The sequence below is a fragment of the Armatimonas sp. genome (assembly GCF_043757465.1).
Classification (GTDB): Bacteria; Armatimonadota; Armatimonadia; order Armatimonadales; family Armatimonadaceae; genus Armatimonas.
This window is the reverse complement of record NZ_JAYVPL010000110.1, coordinates 25,923-41,210: the sequence shown is the minus strand read 5'-3', so window position 1 is coordinate 41,210 and position 15,288 is coordinate 25,923. Positions and strand designations below refer to the sequence as shown.

Below are 15,288 nucleotides of genomic sequence, written 5' to 3'. Positions count from 1 at the left end.
ATGAACCGACGAGAGCTACTTTTATCGGCGCTGGCGGCGGGCTATGCCCGCCCGCTCTGGGCCGCACAGCCCGCCCCGAAGGCGACCGCCGATGCGGTGATTGTCTTGTGGATGGGCGGTGGGATGGCGCACACCGAGACATTTGATCCCAAGCGCTACACGCCCTACGAGATGGGAACGCCGTCGGAGAAGATTCTCTCCACATTTCCGGCGATTCCGACGGTAGTGGATGGGCTTCAGATCTCGCAGGGATTGGAAAAAGTAGCGCAAGTGATGGACCGGGCGACCCTGATTCGCACCTACCGGGCCGGGGATCTCGGGGCCATTCTCCACTCGCGCCACCAGTACCACTGGCACACCGGCTACGCGCCGCCCCAGACCGTCGCCGCGCCGCACATTGGCTCCGTGATCGCACGAACACTCGGGCCGCTAAACGAGGCCGTTCCTGCGTTTATCAATATCGGGCAGCGCTTCGATGTCGGGGAGGGCGAGGAGCTCAAGGCGTTTACCACGGCTGGCTTTCTCGGGAGCGAGTTTGGGCCCTTTAATCTGCCGTACCCCGATCAAGCCATCGAGGCCGTGCGTCCGCCAGCAGGGATGACGCCGTCGCGCTTTGCGAATCGCCAGGCACTCTATAAAAAACTCGTCGGGGAGTCCGTGGTCGGAAAAGTGGGCTCGGACTACCAGAAAGACAGCCTGCTGCGCTCGTTGGACAACGCGCATCGCCTGCTCTCGTCGCCCGCGGCCCGCGCGTTTGATCTGACGAAAGAGCCAAAATCTAGCTACGATATCTACAACACGGGGCGCTTTGGTCAAGGCTGTCTGCTGGCGCGGCGCTTGCGCGAGGCGGGGGCACGCTACATTGAAGTGACCACTGAGTACGTGCCGTTTTTTGGCTGGGACACGCACGACAACGGGCACACGCGCCTCGCCGAGATGAAGCGCCAGATCGACGCCCCCATTGCCCAGTTGGTGCGGGATTTAGAGGAGCGTGGCCTGCTGGATCGGACGCTGATCGTGCTGGCTTCGGAGTTCTCACGCGACATGATGATGGAGGGCAAGCCCGATGCCCGCGTACGCGACCAAGTCACAGTTCCCGATATTGTCAACGAGCTCAAGTTCTACGGCATGCACCGCCACTTCACCGATGCGGGGAGTGTTTTGCTCTTTGGCGGTGGCGTGAAAAAAGGCTTTATCTACGGCAAGACCGCCGATGAGCGCCCGTGCAAAACCATCGAGAATCCGGTGGTAATCGAGGACCTGCACGCGACGATCTACCATGCGCTGGGAATCTCGCCCAAGCACGCCTATGAGGTGGAGAAGCGCCCCTTCTATGTCACACGCGATGGCCTCGGCAAGCCCATCGGGGCCTTGCTAGCGAAAGGAATTTAAACGATGACCGTTCAAGAGTTTCAAGCAGAGAAGATCGAGGGCGCGGCCAAGCTGCTCGCCTTCTGGCTGGGCGCGATGCCCGAGGAAAAACAAAGCTGGATTCCCGCGCTTGAGGGTGCAGCGGGCCTGCGCACTGCACGCGAACAAGTAGCGGAATGCGCGACGGCGAACCGTTTCTTTACCGCGCTGCTACGAGGCGAAAAGCCCGCACTCTTCCGGCCCTTTGAGGTCAAGTCCGAGTACGCAAGCTTAGAAGATGCCCAGGCAGACTTGATCGCCAGCGCCGCTGAGTGCGCCGCTACGATCCGTGGACTGAGCGATGAAAACTTAGAGAAAGAGTACCGCCTCCGCTGGCCCATGACGGGCTACCAGGTGATTGAGTTTCCTTACCGCAACATGACCTACCACAGCGGCCAGATCAACCAGCTCCAGCTTCTCTACGGCGACGTCGAGTTTCACATTCCAAAAGCCTAGCGCCTCTTTTGGCGCAGGAGTGCCACCACGGTCACTCCCACGGCTCCGGCAAGTGCCACACTGCCGCGCTGTCCCCAGCGAGTTTGTAGGAGCGGTGGGTGGTCGGGATAGGCACTGTCGGGGTGCGCGAGGATTCGGGTGATCTCTGCCCGGTAAGTGGAGAGGCGCTGTGCGGCCATGACGGTGGGACACGGTCTGTCTCCTGCAACCGATTTGAGGGCATCCGGAGATCCGAGAAAGAGGCCGCGCCCGTCGTAGAGCGCGGCGCGGAAAAGCTCATCTTTGCGGCCCGTGGTGCTGTAGAAACGATCCACGCCATCGTCGCCCGGGTTGATATCGTGATTGAGACCCGCCAGCCGCCACTTGCCCTCGCGGCCTTTGAGAAAGACGCCACCACCACTGTCGCCATCAGAGAGTGTGGCTTCATCGGGGCCCGCGTTTTTATCGAATGTCGCAAGCAGAAGCGCACCGTAGGGCTTGCTCTTTAAAATGCCTTCAACACGGTTACTCCCCCAGCTAAGCCTGTGATCAATAGGCCCCCAGCGCCAGCCCTTGCCCGGAATTTCATCGGCGCGTGCCGTGCCCCGCCCAGCAATAAAAAGCTCCCGCCCTTGCTCATCGCCCTCACAGAGGGTTGCCCAGCGGGTAAAGTCTCGATCCACACGCCAGAGTGCGATATCGGTGCCGGGAATTTTCTCGTGCGCGATAGCGGCGTAGCGCTGCCCCGCGAGCACAAAAATATCCCCAAGCTGCCCGCCAACATGAGCTGCTGTGACAAACCAGCGGGCGGCAATCGGGATGCCTAAAAAATTGCCCCACTCGCCCTGGAGCTCCCAGCACGCACGACGGGACGTATCAGGTGGCGGGGAGAGATTGCGCCCTGCACCACCAAAAACAATCACTTACGCGGCCCGAAAAGGACGTTCTCTAGCTCCTCTTCCGCAGCGGCATTGAGCTGCCCGGCGAGCCAGCGCCGCGCTTTTTCTAGACACTCTTTTTTGTCATCGCTCTCACCTAGCTCAAGCTGCACCGAGCCCCCAAGGCGCACGGACTGAAAATCCCGTGAGCGGGTGACCTGATAATCTACCGTCAGTGTGGTGACCTTCATTTTCATTTCTCCCTTAAATCTTTCTTCGGTTAAGACACTCCGCAAACACAGGGCACTACGGAAAGAGGGTTTCGGGAGATTTTTCGCGAATGAATCTCTTGGAGGAACTCTCGTGTTCAAACAGGAAAAAGCAGCGACGGCGGTGGCTCCCAAACCCACCAAAGAGGTAATGGCAGATGCCATGAAGACGGCTCTCAAGCAGAGAAAGACGATATTTGTCCACTTCGGTGCCTCATGGTGAGGATGGTGTCGGCGGCTGGAAGCCGTCCTTGACAACCCGGTGGTGAAACCACTCTTCGACGAAAACTATGTCACCCGCGTGCTCATCGTACTGGAAAACGGCCCTAAGAAAGTGCTCGAAAATCCCGGCGGCGGCGAGTTTATGGCCGCAATGGGTGGCGCAAAATCCGGCCTGCCCTTCATGGTCTTTCTCGATGCAAAAGGCAGAAAGCTCTCAGACTCCAATGTCATGCCCGTTCCCAAGAATCCCACGGCTCCCCCGACCAATATCGGCTGTCCGGCGGCTCCAGAGGAGATTGTTGCCTTTGGCGAGCTGCTCAAGAAGACCGCCCCACGCCTGAGCGAGAAAGACCGCCAGACGATTCTCGACGAGTTCACCAAAGCGGCTCCCAAGCGCTAGTTTGCCCCCCATCCCCCGCCGGGCGGGGGGGATATGCGGAAATTGCTTTCATTATTGTCCCCCCGTCGGACGGGGGTTAGGGGGTTGGAGTGGTACCTGTTCTTTTTGATACAGATATCGGTAACGATATAGACGATGCCGTGGCGCTGGCCTACTTGCTCTCGCAGCCCGAGTGCGAGCTGGTAGGCATCACCACGGCAACCGGCGATACGGCAAAACGTGCCGCGCTCTGCGAGGTGATCTGCCATGCGGCGGGCCGCGCGGATATTCCGATCCACGCGGGGCTGACGGGGCCGCTACTTCACGGGCGCGAGCAGGGTGTGGCGCAGTACGCCGCGATTGAGAATCTGCAGCACCGCAGAGACTATCCCACAGGCTTCGGGGCGCTAGAGTTTCTGCGAAATAGCATCCGCTCCCGGCCCGGCGAGCTCACGCTGCTCGCCGTGGGCCCGCTGACCAATATCGGAACACTCTTTGCCGCCGACCCGGAGCTGCCGGGCTTGCTGAAGAAGATCGTGCTGATGTGCGGGCGCTTTGTGACCGGCGGGCCGGGCGCTAAAGAGTGGAACGCATTTCTTGATCCCTTTGCGACCGCACTGACCTACAAGCACGGCGCGGGGAAGCTACTCTCGGTGGGCCTCGACGTGACGCTTCAGTGCGTGATGCCCGCAGCACTCGTACGGGAGCGCTTCGCCGCCGCCGGGGGAGCACTTGCCGCGACGCTAGGAATGGCTGAGGTCTGGTTCAACCACTCTGAGTTACTGACTTTCCACGATCCCCTCGCCGCCGCGCTGCTTTTTGCGCCCGAGCTCTGTAACTACCAGACGGGAACCATCTCCACAGTGATTGAGCCGGGGCCAATGGAGGGCATGACCCGCTGGCAGGCCAACATGAGCGGGCCACATGAAATCGCGACGACAGTGGATGTCGAGGCGTTTTTCAGGCATTATTTCATGGTCACAAGCGGGTAACTTGATCGAAGCGGGTAGGTGGGTAGAATAGAGATATTATGCTAATCATGCCGGAACTCGCCGTTGCGCTCCGTCGTGAGCTGGAGGACGCACTTCAGCATCACGAGAGCGAGGTGCTCACTCTCTCGACGTGGGCAAAATCGCGTAGCCCGCGCGCCGAAGCCTCGGTTCGGGAGCTTAAGAAAGCCTTGACGTTGCCTCTGCCGCTACTTCTCTGGCAAAAAGGAGCCTGGGCCACCGCGACAGCATCGCGTGATGCCATTGGGGGGGAGCTGACCACGGCGGCGGATATGGTGACCGAGGGCCAGCTCTGGCTCTTTGACGGGATCAGCATTCCGCCCACGGTAAAAAAACGCCTCGTCCTGCCCGAGAACGCACGCCCCACAGCACGTCTTCTCCTGCCCCTGCCCGATGAGACGCTTCCCCAGCAGGGCACGGCAATGGGCTATCTCTTTCATACTGTCGGGTCCGGGGGACGCTCCGAAACCCCGTTTCTGCGCCTGCTCCCCGATCTCTACCCCGGAGAGTTCATCGCCTACCCGCACATCAACTTCATCGCCGCCCTACGCTACGCCAATAAACACCGCAAAGTCATTATCGCCCCCGGACGCGGCAATGTCTTCACCGTCGGCGATTGATGAGGCGGGCACCGCGCTGGTAGGTAAAAAAGGCGTAGGCCCATTCGAGGAGCACGTTGAGGCGGTTTCGATAGCCGACGAGCTTTAGGACATGGATAAAGAGCCAGAAGAGCCACGCGGGGTAGCCTTTGAGCTTGAGGCCCGGTAAGCTTGCGATGGCGGCTCCACGCCCTAGCACGGCTAAGTCGCCCAGATTCTGGTACTTAAACGCCTCGGTGGGGTGGTGGTTGACGCGCCGGATGACGTTGCGCGCCGCACACGCGCCGCCCTGCACCGCGCCTTGAGCGACACCGGGCACGAGCTTCTCGGGGACGGGCTCGCCGTTGGAGTCGCGGAGGACGGCCTGCGCCATGTCGCCGATCACAAAGACCTCGTGATGGCCGGGAATCGAGAGATCCCGCTCCACAATCACCCGCCCCGCGCGATCCATGGCGACTCCCAGGCTTCCACCAACCGGTGCGGCCTTGTTTCCCGCCGCCCAGAACACGGTGCGGGCCGCGATCTCCTCGCCGGACGAGAGCGATACACCATCGGGGCGAATGTCGGTCACTTTGACACCGTTCTTGACCTCGACTCCCAGGCGCTTCAGGTCTTCCTGGGCACGTTGGGCCAGTACGCCGGGGAAAGTATTGAGAATACAGGGGCTGTTTTCGATCAATAGAATGCGTGTTTTGGTGAGATCCACGCGGCGAAAATCGGGGCGCAGAGCTTTCTTGGCGAGCTCCGGTAGCACCCCCGCCAGCTCACAGCCCGTGGGGCCGCCGCCGACGATCACAAACGTCAGCCAGGCTTGCTGCAACTCGGGATCGTCGCACATCTCGGCTTCCTCAAAGGCGACCAGAAACCGGCGGCGCATCTCCAGCGCATCGCCTAGGGTTTTTAGCCCCGGCGCGAGCGGTTCCCAGTCATCACGGCCAAAGTAACTATGGCGTGCCCCACAGGCAAGAATCAGATAATCGTAGGGAATCGCCTTACCATCGGCGGTGGCAACGGTCTTCGCCGCCACGTCCACGCCCGTCACTTCCGTCATCCAGACCGTCGCGTTTTTCTGCTTGCGCAAGATAGAGCGGATCGGGTAGGTGATCTCCGTAGGGGCCAGTGCTGCCGTCGCCACCTGGTAGAGCAGTGGCTGGAAGACATGGTGGTTGGTCTTATCCAGCACCAAGACATCCACGGGCGCGTTTTTCAGCCCCTGCGCCGCCGCGATACCTCCAAATCCGCCGCCCACAATGACCACTCTCGCTCTTGATTCTATGCTCATAGTGCGAGTGTACCCTCCTTCGGCAGGCCAATCAGATACGTAATAGGGATCGGTGAGCGGGCGACGGGCTCGCTTCCAATCTCCCAGGTATAGCTCTCGTCGAGCCCGGCGACAAGCTCGCGCAGCTCCTCAGGGTTGTAGGTGCGTAGGCAGGAGACGATCCCATCGAAGAGGATGGCCAGCGGCAAGACGGGAATCAGGTAGGTAAAGAACAGCCGGGAGAAGCGTACCGGACGGATCTGTGGCGTGATGAGCCAGACGGCGAGCGGAACAAAGAGCATCCCCAGCACTGCGGGTATCGTTCGTGCCGTCGCCTCGAAGACCGCAATTCCCTGGCGTTTTGCAACAGCATCGGCAAGAATGGCGCGAGCCTGCTCCGGGCGGAAGTGGTGAAAGCTGGCAAAGAGCGTCCGAAAGCCAGTGAGTGCCTCGGGCACTTTAGTCGCGTCCACAGGCTCCGCGTGGTACGGCAGTGTCGAGCCCGCCGTGTTGGGGTAGAAGTCGGTGAGGAGTACAGCAGGTTTGCGGTACTGCAACATCGGCAATAGCGTCGCCCACGGCCCGCCCGACCCGGAGCAGAGATCCAGAACCTGCGTAGTCTGGCACGCCTCCAGTGCCGATGCCAGCTTTGGGACAATCTTCGCGTACGGATTGGCCAGACGCACCACAGTCTCCAGATAGTCGGTCATGCCATTGCGTAAAATCCTGGGACAGCCGGGCAGGTCTCCAAGCTCGATAAAGTGAAATCGTCTCATTATAGCTGCACCAGATTTTGCAACCTAGAATAACCCGTCTAGCTCGGCTACTGAGTACGCCATCACGGCCATGGCGGCAATGCATTTTTGGAGTGCTTTGGGATTGATTTTATCAAACGTATCCGCCGGAGTATGGTGGATGTTCCAGTAGACGCTCATGTCGTTGAGCAGGCCCATAGTCGGGCAGCCGGTTGCCGTGCCAATCGGGCCGACATCCGCGCCGCCGCCGCCCTCTTTGAGCTCCAGCTCCAGCAACTTCGTGATCTCGCGGGCACGCTCCAGCCCGCCGGGCGTTTTTGTACTCAGCCCAAAGCCGATGGGAGTGTCCACGCCACCGTCGGTCTCGATAGCCAGCACGTGCTTCTCGGTTTTATGCGCCGTCGCGTAGGCTTGCCCCCCACGCGAGCCGTTTTCTTCGTTGGTGAACAGACAGACTCGCACGGTGCGCCGGGGCCGAAGATTGAGCTGTTTCAGAAGGCGCACGGCCTCCCAGCTTGCGATGCAGCCCCCGCCATCGTCGTTTGCTCCCTGCCCCACATCCCAGGAGTCCAAGTGCCCCCCCACCAATACGATCTCGTCGGGCTTCTCGCGCCCGCGCCACTCCCCGATCACATTGGCTGAGAGCGCGTCTTTCTCAAAATGCGCCTGCATCGTCAGCTCGACAATCGGCTTTTCCCCGCGTGCTTGCATCCGCGCGAGCTGGGTGGCATCCTCGATGGTGATCGCCGCCGCCGGAATCTTGGCGATGCCCACGGCGTAGTTCATCGCCCCCGTGTGCGGCGTTCGCAGGCTGGTTGGCCCCACGGAGCGCACGAGCACCGCCACCGCGCCAAGCTTCGCCGCCTCGCTCGCGCCGGTTCCTCGATAGCGCACGGTCGCACCATAGCTGGTAAACGGCACATTGAAGCAGACGATCTTCCCCTTTACCTCGCCCGCCCGCGCCGTAAGCTCCTCGAAGCTCTCCACCACGAGCACTTGCGCCTTCACCCGCCCGCCGACACTGCCGCCGAGGCCCAGCATCACCAGCGGGCGTGTCTCCGGCGCAACCAACACCACGCTCTCTTTTCCCCGCACCCACTTGGGAACCAGCACCGGCTCGGCCCGCACGCCCTCCAGCCCATCGCGGCGCATCTCACTCTCCGCCCACGCCACCGCTTTTTCCAGCCCCTTCGAGCCCGAGAGCCGGTTGCCGATCCTATCGCAAAGATAGCCTAAGCGCTGGTAGCCAAAGTCCGAAGCGAGCGCGGCGGCAAGCAACCGCTGCGCGTTATCTTGATAAGAGTTCATTTTTTTAGCTCCTGAATCACGCGGCCTTCGTCGGTGGGGCCGATCAGGCGATTACCAAGCCCCTGGTAGTCATAGTGGAGCTTGTAGGGATCGAGGCCGACGCGGTCGAGGATCGTGGCTTGGAGATCCCGTATCGTCATTTTGTTTTCCACCACTTTGTAGCCCAGCTCATCGGTCTGGCCGTAGCTACCGGGTTTAGTGCCGCCGCCCGCCATCCAGATCGTGAAGGCATTGGGATTATGATCGCGCCCTAAAAACTTGCTGCCACCACGCGCCTCGTTCATGGGTGTGCGGCCAAACTCGCCGCCCCAGACCACTAAGACATCATTGAGCATCCCGCGCTGCTTGAGATCCTTGATCAGCGCGGCGCAGGCTTTATCCGTCTCGCGGCACTTGCTGGGAAGCGCGGTCACTAAATCATCGCCCGCACCGGTGCCGTGAATGTCCCAGCCCCAGTCGTAGAGCTGGACGAACCGAACGCCCTTCTCCACAAGCCTTCGCGCCAAAAGACAGTTATTGGCAAAACTTGCCTCACCGGGTTTCGCACCGTACAGATCCAGAGTCGCCTGGGACTCTTTTTTGATATCCATTAAATCCGGCACGGAGAGCTGCATGCGATACGCCAGCTCGTACTGCGAGATACGGGTCACGGTCTCCGGGTCGCCCAGCGCGGCGGCTTCTTGCCGGTTGAGTTTCTCCAGCGCGTCTAGGCTGCGCCGCCGCGTCTGGCGATCCATGCCCGGCGGGTCGGAGAGATACAAAATGGGGTCGCCCACGGAGCGACATTGGACGCCTTGATGAATACTGGGCAGAAACCCGCTGGACCAGAGGCTCTTGCCACCGGTTGGGTCGGTGCCGCCAGAGAGGAGCACGACAAAGCCCGGCAGGTCTTTATTGGCTGTCCCGATCCCGTAGGTCATCCACGAGCCCAGCGCTGCGCCGCCGGGAAACGCATTGCCCGTGTAGAGAAACAGCTCGGCGGGCGCGTGATTGAACTGCTCCGTGGACATCGAGTGGATCACCGCCAGCTCATCGGCAATACTCGCTGTGTGGGGAAGCAAGTCGCACATCCACGCACCAGTCTGGCCGTACTGCTTGAACTTGTGCGGTGAGCCGAGCAGCTTGGGCTTGCCCTTGATGAAGGCAAAGCGCTCGCCCTTGAGATAGGAATCCGGGCAGTCCTGGAGATTGAGTTCGTTGAGCTTTGGCTTGTAGTCAAACAGATCCAGCGACGGCGGCGCACCGGACATGTGCAGGTAGATCACGGCTTTGGCTTTGGGCACTCCCCCCGCTCGTTCCTCGCGACCCCCTCTCGCTCTGTTTCCGGCTTCGTCGGGACGAGAGGGGGTGGCTTGTGCTTCTAGCGCGCCCAGCGCCAATGCGCCTAGCCCGAGGCCCGTGCGTCCAAAAAACGTCCGCCGCGACATCGCGCGCGCTTGTAGTAGTTCTAGTTCTGTCATGGGTTTATCCCTTCGTCAGCACACCGTCTAAATTCAGTAAGACATTGGCGACAACCGTCCACGCCGCCAGCTCGATGTCTTCCTTGTCGGTGCCAGTGAGCTTTTTAGCCTCCGTTAGATTGGAGGCGTAGTGGGCTTTCTCGCTCTCAAACAGCGCGACGAGCGGCGGGATTTGCGCCTCGTTTGCGGGGCGGCAGAGTGCGAGGCGTAGGCCGTGGCGGGCGCGTTCAGTGGGTGTGGTGCCTCCCTCGGTTTGCAAACGCTTTGCCAGCCCGACGGCCATCTCTAGGTAGGCAGGGTCATTCAGCGTGACGAGCGCTTGAAGCGGCGTGTTGGTGGGGATGCGGCGCAGGGTGCAGAACTCGCGGCTGGGGGCATCGAAGGTCTGCATGCTTGGGTACGGAACGGTACGCCGCCAAAAAGTGTAGAGCCCACGTCGGTAGCGATCTTCACCGACGCTGGTGGGGTAGCTCCGCTCGCCGTTGAAGGCGGCTTTCCAGAGGCCGTCGGGCTGGGGAGGGTAGACACTGGGACCGCCGAGCTTGGGGGAGAGCAGCCCACTGACGGCCAGTGCTTGATCGCGGATTCCTTCGGCATCGAGGCGGCGGCGCGGGTAGCGCGAGAGCAGGCGGGCACGTGGATCCCGGGCGAGCTTCTCGGGGGTGACCTTGCTGCTCTGCCGGTAGGTGCGGCTCATCACAACGGTCTTCAGGAAGCGCTTGACGTTCCAGTCTTTCTGGAAGTCTAGCGCCAGAGCATCGAGCAGCTCGGGGTGCGAGGGAGTCGCGCCCTGCGTCCCGAAGTCCTCCTCGGTCTCTAGCAGCCCCACACCAAAGAGCTGTGCCCAGAAGCGATTGACTTGAACACGCGCGGTGAGGGGATTCTCGAGGCTGACCAGCCACTTGGCCAGCTCCAAGCGATTTACCTCCCCCCTGCCCCCTCCGGCTCCGTGAAGGGGGGGAAAAGCCGATGGCAAGCCAGGCTGTACCACTTCCTCAGGCGTGAGGAAGTTCGCCAGCGTGAGCGAGCGAGTGACGCGGCGCTTGGCCTCGGGGAGCTCGCGGAGTACGGGAAGCGCGATCGGCTTGAGTGCGGCCAGCTCGGCTTGCTTCCGCGCGATTTTCTGCGCCGTGGGTGAGTCGGTGAGGAGCGCGGTTTTGGCGTTGAGAATCTGCCCAGGAAGACTCTGCTCCGCAACCACCTTCCGATTTTCGTCGTAGAGGGTGATGCGGACGTTGGCGAGCATGCCGGGGTGGGCATCGGTGCGCGGCCAAACAGCGATACTCTGGAGTGGATAAGTCGCGCCGAGATCCACCTCCCACCAGGGATTGCCTTCTTGCTTGGTGTGGGTCACGGTATTGTCGGGGAACTTGCCGCTCGTGTTGCCATCAATGGCTCGCGCCGCCTCGCCCTCGTAGTCCGTGCTGGACTGAGTGGCCTTGCCCTTGCGCGCGAGATTCTCACTACCACCGAGTACCTGCACCTCAGCGAGCATGAGAAACGCCGTGCCCGGAAGCGTCACTCGAACAAAGCGCGCACTCGGGGCTTTCCCCAGAGGCTCTGCCGCACGCACTTTCTCCAGCTCCGCAAACTCTTTTTCCAGCACAAGCTTCTGCGCTCGCTGCGCCGCTGTTAGAACTGGCATTGTTGGCGACTCGCCGGGCTGGTCGTTGTCCTCAGTCTGATTGAAGATCGCCATGGTTCGGTAGAAATCCGTCTTCGTAATCGGATCGAACTTATGCGTGTGGCACTGGGCACACTGGTAGGTCAGCCCCATCCAGGACTGCATCGTCACAATTGTCCGGTCTTTAACGGCTGCAAGGCGAAACTCCTCATCGTCGGTGCCACCCTCGGTGTTAGTCATGGTGTTGCGATGAAAGGCGGTGGCGATCTTTTGATCTTCCGTGGAGCTGGGCAATAAATCCCCCGCAAGCATTTCGAGAGTGAACTGGTCAAAAGGCTTGTTGGCGTTAAACGCCGAAATCAGCCAGTCGCGCCAGGGCCATAAATTGGGGCGAAGTGGGTCGGAGCCGTAGCCCGCCGAGTCGGCGTAGCGCCCCAGATCCAGCCAGACACGTGCCCACTTCTCGCCAAAGTGGGGGGACGCGAGCTGGGAGTCTACGAATTTCTCGTAGGCATTGGGAGCCTTATCACTCACAAACGCCTCGGCCTCCTTAAGGCTTGGCGGCAACCCGGTGACATCCAGCGCCACGCGCCGCGCCAGTGTCCAACGGTCGGCCTCGGGCGAGAGGCTGAGCTTTTCTTTGGCAAGGCGAGCGGCGATGAGAACATCAATGCCAGACGCCCGGGTGCGGGGGGCTTGCCACGCCCAGTGGCCTTCGTACTTTGCGCCCTGCCCGATCCAGCGCCGCAGGGTGTTGATCTGCGTCTCAGTCAGACTATGGCCTGTCTTATTGGGCGGCATGCGCAGGGCATCGCCAACAGGCCGCATCACGCGCCAGAGCAACTTACTGGCAAGCATATCCCCCGGCACCACGGCACGATTCGGCTGGTCCAGCCGCAGCTCCGCCGAGCGCTTGTGCTCATCCGACCCATGGCAACTCAGGCAGTTGGCGGCCAGGATCGGGCGAACCTCGCGCCGGTAGTCCACCGGAGCGGGGGCAGAAAAGGCGGCAGTGAGCAAGCCCAGTATTGGGAACAAGGAAAAACAGAGCAGACGTCGCTTCATCGTGATCTTGATTGTACTAGATCGCCGCCACAATGGCTTCCTGAATCGTTGTGGCAGCACGGTCCAGGGGTACCGCTCCGGCCCCATGGGGAACCAGAAGCCGCGTTCGGGAGCCGAACTCCCCCACAAAGAGCCAGACAATACGCTGATTGATATGGCGCTCCCGCAAAGGTTGGGCAAAACTTCCCAGTGCCCGAGCGTCCTGGTTCTGTGTGTCGTAGATTATAATCAGCGGACAGAGTGGCCCGACTTTTCCGACAAGCTCGTCGCTACTCTTGCACCAGAGCAGCGGCGAGAGCCTCTGGCGCTGCCAGAGCTCCTGGACGGCGTGAAAGAAAGCCTCCTCCCCAACCACCACCACGGGGCGATTGCGCGCGGGCTCATCCGTCGTGAGCTGGGCAAGTGCGGAGCTCAGGCGCTCCGGTGCTGCCAGTGCGAGGGTGTCGCGAAACTCGAAGGTATTGCCCCGCGCACGAAGCCCGTAGAGGAGGACGGTGGTGCGCTCCGTGGCGGGGTCGGTGCGCAGATTCCGAATCAGTTGAAACGCATCAAAGGCAGTGGTGAAAGGCGGGATGAGCAGCGCATCGGGGCGAAGATCGCGGGTACGGCGAAGCGCTTCGGCAGGAACAGCGGCGGCACTGAGGATCATTCCTTGCTGACTAAGCGCATGGTTGAGCCGGTGCAAGACAGCAGTCTGGTCGTGGATAAGCAAAAGAAAGCGGCGCGGCCCTGGTACACGAGCGGGAGCCAGGGCCGCGGCCTGACGCTCCTCCTCCGTGCTCTCTCTTAGCAGAGGCAAGGTAAAGGCGAAAGTACTACCAATGCCCGGAGTGCTCTCCACCCAGATCGTCCCCCCCAGTTTCTCAACAATCGCCTTGGAGATCACCAGCCCCAGGCCCGTGCCACCCACGCGGCGCGTGGTCGAGTTGTCCGCGCGGAAAAACTTGGCAAAGAGCTGGGTTCGATCCTCCGATGTCAGCCCAATCCCTGTGTCCGAGACCCGCACGACAAGCTGTGCCTGCTCGGCACTGAGGCGCACGATGACTTTCCCCTCGGTTGGGGTGTACTTGAGGGCATTGGAGATCAGGTTCATGAGCACCTGCGCAATGCGATCCCGATCCCCCAGAACCGCGGGAAGCCCCTCGGGAACCATGAGGCTCAGGGTGATGCTCCGTGCCCGTGCCTGCTCCTCCATCGTCCGCACCAACTGTCGGGCCAGCGGGCCGCACTCCACGGGCTCGCGGGCCATCTGTAGCCCCGCTGACTCCAGCTTGGAGAGATCGAGCATCTCCGTGATCAGCTCGGTGAGGCGCTGGACACTGATCTGGGTGAGAGTGAGAAACTCGCGCTGATCCTCAGTGAGAGTGCCCGGTTTTTCGGAGAGCAGTAGTGCGACATTGCCGTGTATGGCGGTCAGAGGGGTGCGTAGCTCGTGAGAAACTGTCGAGGCGAACTCACTCTTAAGCCGATCAGCCTCCGTCTCCCGGGTGACATCGCGGAGCACGACGATCCGGCCAATCAAAGTCCCCTCGGTGCGCACGGGCGCGGAGAAGAAGCGCAGCACGCGTGGGAAAGGCCGCGCCAGAGAGAATGTCTCCTCGGCAACATGCTCGGTATCACGGAGCACCTCGCGCAGGCGCAGGCGGGCGGGCTCCTGATCGCCCGCCTTGAAGAGCGAGAGGAGGCGCGGGCCCATCCGGGCAAAGCTCTGGTCAAGGAGATCCTCAGGCTCCATGCCAAAAAATCCGGCGAAGCGTGGGTTGACCAGCAGAAAGCGCCCTTCCCGGCTCAAAAGTGCGACACCGTCGTTGGTTGCATTGAGCACCGACTCCAGCCGTCGCCCTGTCGTGGCAAGCGCTTCGCTCCGGGCCTCCAGGGTTGTCTCTCGCTCCGTGACCGTCTCCGCCATGCGCTGGAGAGCCTGCCAGAGCTCCCCTACCTCGTCGTCTCGGTCACCCGCATCCGGAAGGTCCTTGGAGGTAATTTCCCGGCGCTCCAGGCGCTCCACCGTTGCCACCAGCTCCTCCAGCGGCTCCGTGATCGAGCGCGCGATAGAGCGACCGATAGACAGCGCACTCACCAGCGCTCCGAGGGGGAAGAGCACCAGTGCGACAATTCGAATCGTATCCGCCGTGACGTAGAGTGGCTCGTAGCGCTCACGCTCCTGAATCACCTGCCGGTTGAGGCGTTCCATCGCCGCCGCCACGGGAGCAAATCCCGCCTCCGTGCGGTTGGCTTTCCTGTCCCACGCCAAAAAAGCCGCGTGCGCCGTCGCCCACGAATCACGCAGTTTGGGCGCGGGATGATCGTCAAACCAAGCGCTAATCTCCTGGTGACGTGTGCGATAAATGTAGCGTGCCTGGCTCTGGGCAGCGCGAAAAGTAGGGTCTTTGAAGCGCTGGAAGCTCCGCTCCGCCTTGGCCACATCCTCGGCGGCGTGCATCAGCACCTCCACGCGGCTGGCCAGCTCCTTGCGCGCGGCAAACTCCCCACGGTAGCGTCCCGCAAACCCCCACAGGAAAACCGGCACGAGGAGCCCGGCAACCAGCAAGACAATCAGCGGCAAGACATAGCCCAGGAAGATTTTCCGGGCAATTCCCCGGGGTAACATAG

14 protein-coding genes are annotated in these 15,288 nt (G+C 61.5%); 6 read left to right on the top strand and 8 right to left on the bottom strand.

Going from position 1 to position 15,288, the window contains the following annotated elements; translation table 11 throughout:
• Entirely contained in the window at positions 1 to 1,392 is a 1,392-nt protein-coding gene (locus ACH2ED_RS14795) for a DUF1501 domain-containing protein (RefSeq protein ID WP_395092566.1), read from the top strand.
• Between the two features lie 3 nt (positions 1,393 to 1,395).
• Positions 1,396 to 1,866 (top strand): DinB family protein, encoded by a 471-nt coding sequence (locus ACH2ED_RS14790; protein ID WP_395092563.1) that lies wholly within the window; start codon positions 1,396 to 1,398, stop codon positions 1,864 to 1,866.
• On the opposite strand, the gene ACH2ED_RS14785 is transcribed toward ACH2ED_RS14790, so the two are convergent.
• Entirely contained in the window at positions 1,863 to 2,768 is a 906-nt protein-coding gene (locus ACH2ED_RS14785) for a hypothetical protein (protein WP_395092560.1), read from the bottom strand. The two genes, ACH2ED_RS14790 and ACH2ED_RS14785, sit on opposite strands and share 4 nt — an antisense overlap.
• Positions 2,765 to 2,974, bottom strand: coding sequence for a hypothetical protein (locus tag ACH2ED_RS14780; RefSeq protein WP_395092549.1), 210 nt, complete (start codon positions 2,972 to 2,974; stop codon positions 2,765 to 2,767). The genes ACH2ED_RS14785 and ACH2ED_RS14780 overlap by 4 nt, the downstream gene beginning before the upstream one ends.
• Positions 2,975 to 3,086: 112 nt before the next feature.
• On the opposite strand from ACH2ED_RS14780, the gene ACH2ED_RS14775 reads away from it, so the two are divergent.
• The 4 genes from ACH2ED_RS14775 (at position 3,087) to ACH2ED_RS14760 (ending at position 5,223) form a co-directional block, all read left to right on the top strand.
• On the top strand, positions 3,087 to 3,215 hold the full coding sequence (locus tag ACH2ED_RS14775; protein ID WP_395092546.1) for a hypothetical protein: 129 nt from the start codon (positions 3,087 to 3,089) through the stop codon (positions 3,213 to 3,215).
• Positions 3,216 to 3,257: 42 nt separating this feature from the next.
• The gene (locus tag ACH2ED_RS14770; RefSeq protein ID WP_395092543.1) at positions 3,258 to 3,614 is read left to right on the top strand and encodes a hypothetical protein; all 357 of its coding nucleotides are present in this window, start codon (positions 3,258 to 3,260) and stop codon (positions 3,612 to 3,614) included.
• 89 nt (positions 3,615 to 3,703) lie between these two features.
• A complete protein-coding gene (locus ACH2ED_RS14765) occupies positions 3,704 to 4,585 on the top strand; it encodes a nucleoside hydrolase (protein ID WP_395092540.1) in 882 nt (293 codons plus the stop codon).
• A 38-nt stretch (positions 4,586 to 4,623) separates the two neighbouring features.
• Complete coding sequence (locus ACH2ED_RS14760) at positions 4,624 to 5,223, top strand: hypothetical protein (protein ID WP_395092537.1); 600 nt, start codon at positions 4,624 to 4,626, stop codon at positions 5,221 to 5,223.
• Here the strand turns inward: ACH2ED_RS14760 and ACH2ED_RS14755 are convergent.
• Genes ACH2ED_RS14755 through ACH2ED_RS14730 form a run of 6 tightly spaced genes read right to left on the bottom strand, consistent with a single transcriptional unit; the run spans position 5,207 to position 15,286 of the window.
• A complete protein-coding gene (locus ACH2ED_RS14755; protein WP_395092534.1) occupies positions 5,207 to 6,484 on the bottom strand; it encodes an NAD(P)/FAD-dependent oxidoreductase in 1,278 nt (425 codons plus the stop codon). The two genes, ACH2ED_RS14760 and ACH2ED_RS14755, sit on opposite strands and share 17 nt — an antisense overlap.
• Positions 6,481 to 7,239: a class I SAM-dependent methyltransferase gene (locus tag ACH2ED_RS14750; RefSeq protein ID WP_395092531.1), complete on the bottom strand. Its 759-nt coding sequence runs from the start codon at positions 7,237 to 7,239 to the stop codon at positions 6,481 to 6,483. The genes ACH2ED_RS14755 and ACH2ED_RS14750 overlap by 4 nt, the downstream gene beginning before the upstream one ends.
• A gap of 24 nt (positions 7,240 to 7,263) precedes the next feature.
• Positions 7,264 to 8,526, bottom strand: coding sequence for a M20/M25/M40 family metallo-hydrolase (locus ACH2ED_RS14745; protein ID WP_395092528.1), 1,263 nt, complete (start codon positions 8,524 to 8,526; stop codon positions 7,264 to 7,266).
• Positions 8,523 to 9,986 (bottom strand): DUF1501 domain-containing protein, encoded by a 1,464-nt coding sequence (locus tag ACH2ED_RS14740; protein WP_395092526.1) that lies wholly within the window; start codon positions 9,984 to 9,986, stop codon positions 8,523 to 8,525. The genes ACH2ED_RS14745 and ACH2ED_RS14740 overlap by 4 nt, the downstream gene beginning before the upstream one ends.
• 4 nt (positions 9,987 to 9,990) lie before the next feature.
• Positions 9,991 to 12,675 (bottom strand): DUF1553 domain-containing protein, encoded by a 2,685-nt coding sequence (locus ACH2ED_RS14735; RefSeq protein ID WP_395092523.1) that lies wholly within the window; start codon positions 12,673 to 12,675, stop codon positions 9,991 to 9,993.
• A 16-nt stretch (positions 12,676 to 12,691) separates the two neighbouring features.
• Positions 12,692 to 15,286: an ATP-binding protein gene (locus ACH2ED_RS14730; RefSeq protein WP_395092521.1), complete on the bottom strand. Its 2,595-nt coding sequence runs from the start codon at positions 15,284 to 15,286 to the stop codon at positions 12,692 to 12,694.
• Positions 15,287 to 15,288 lie beyond the last annotated feature (2 nt).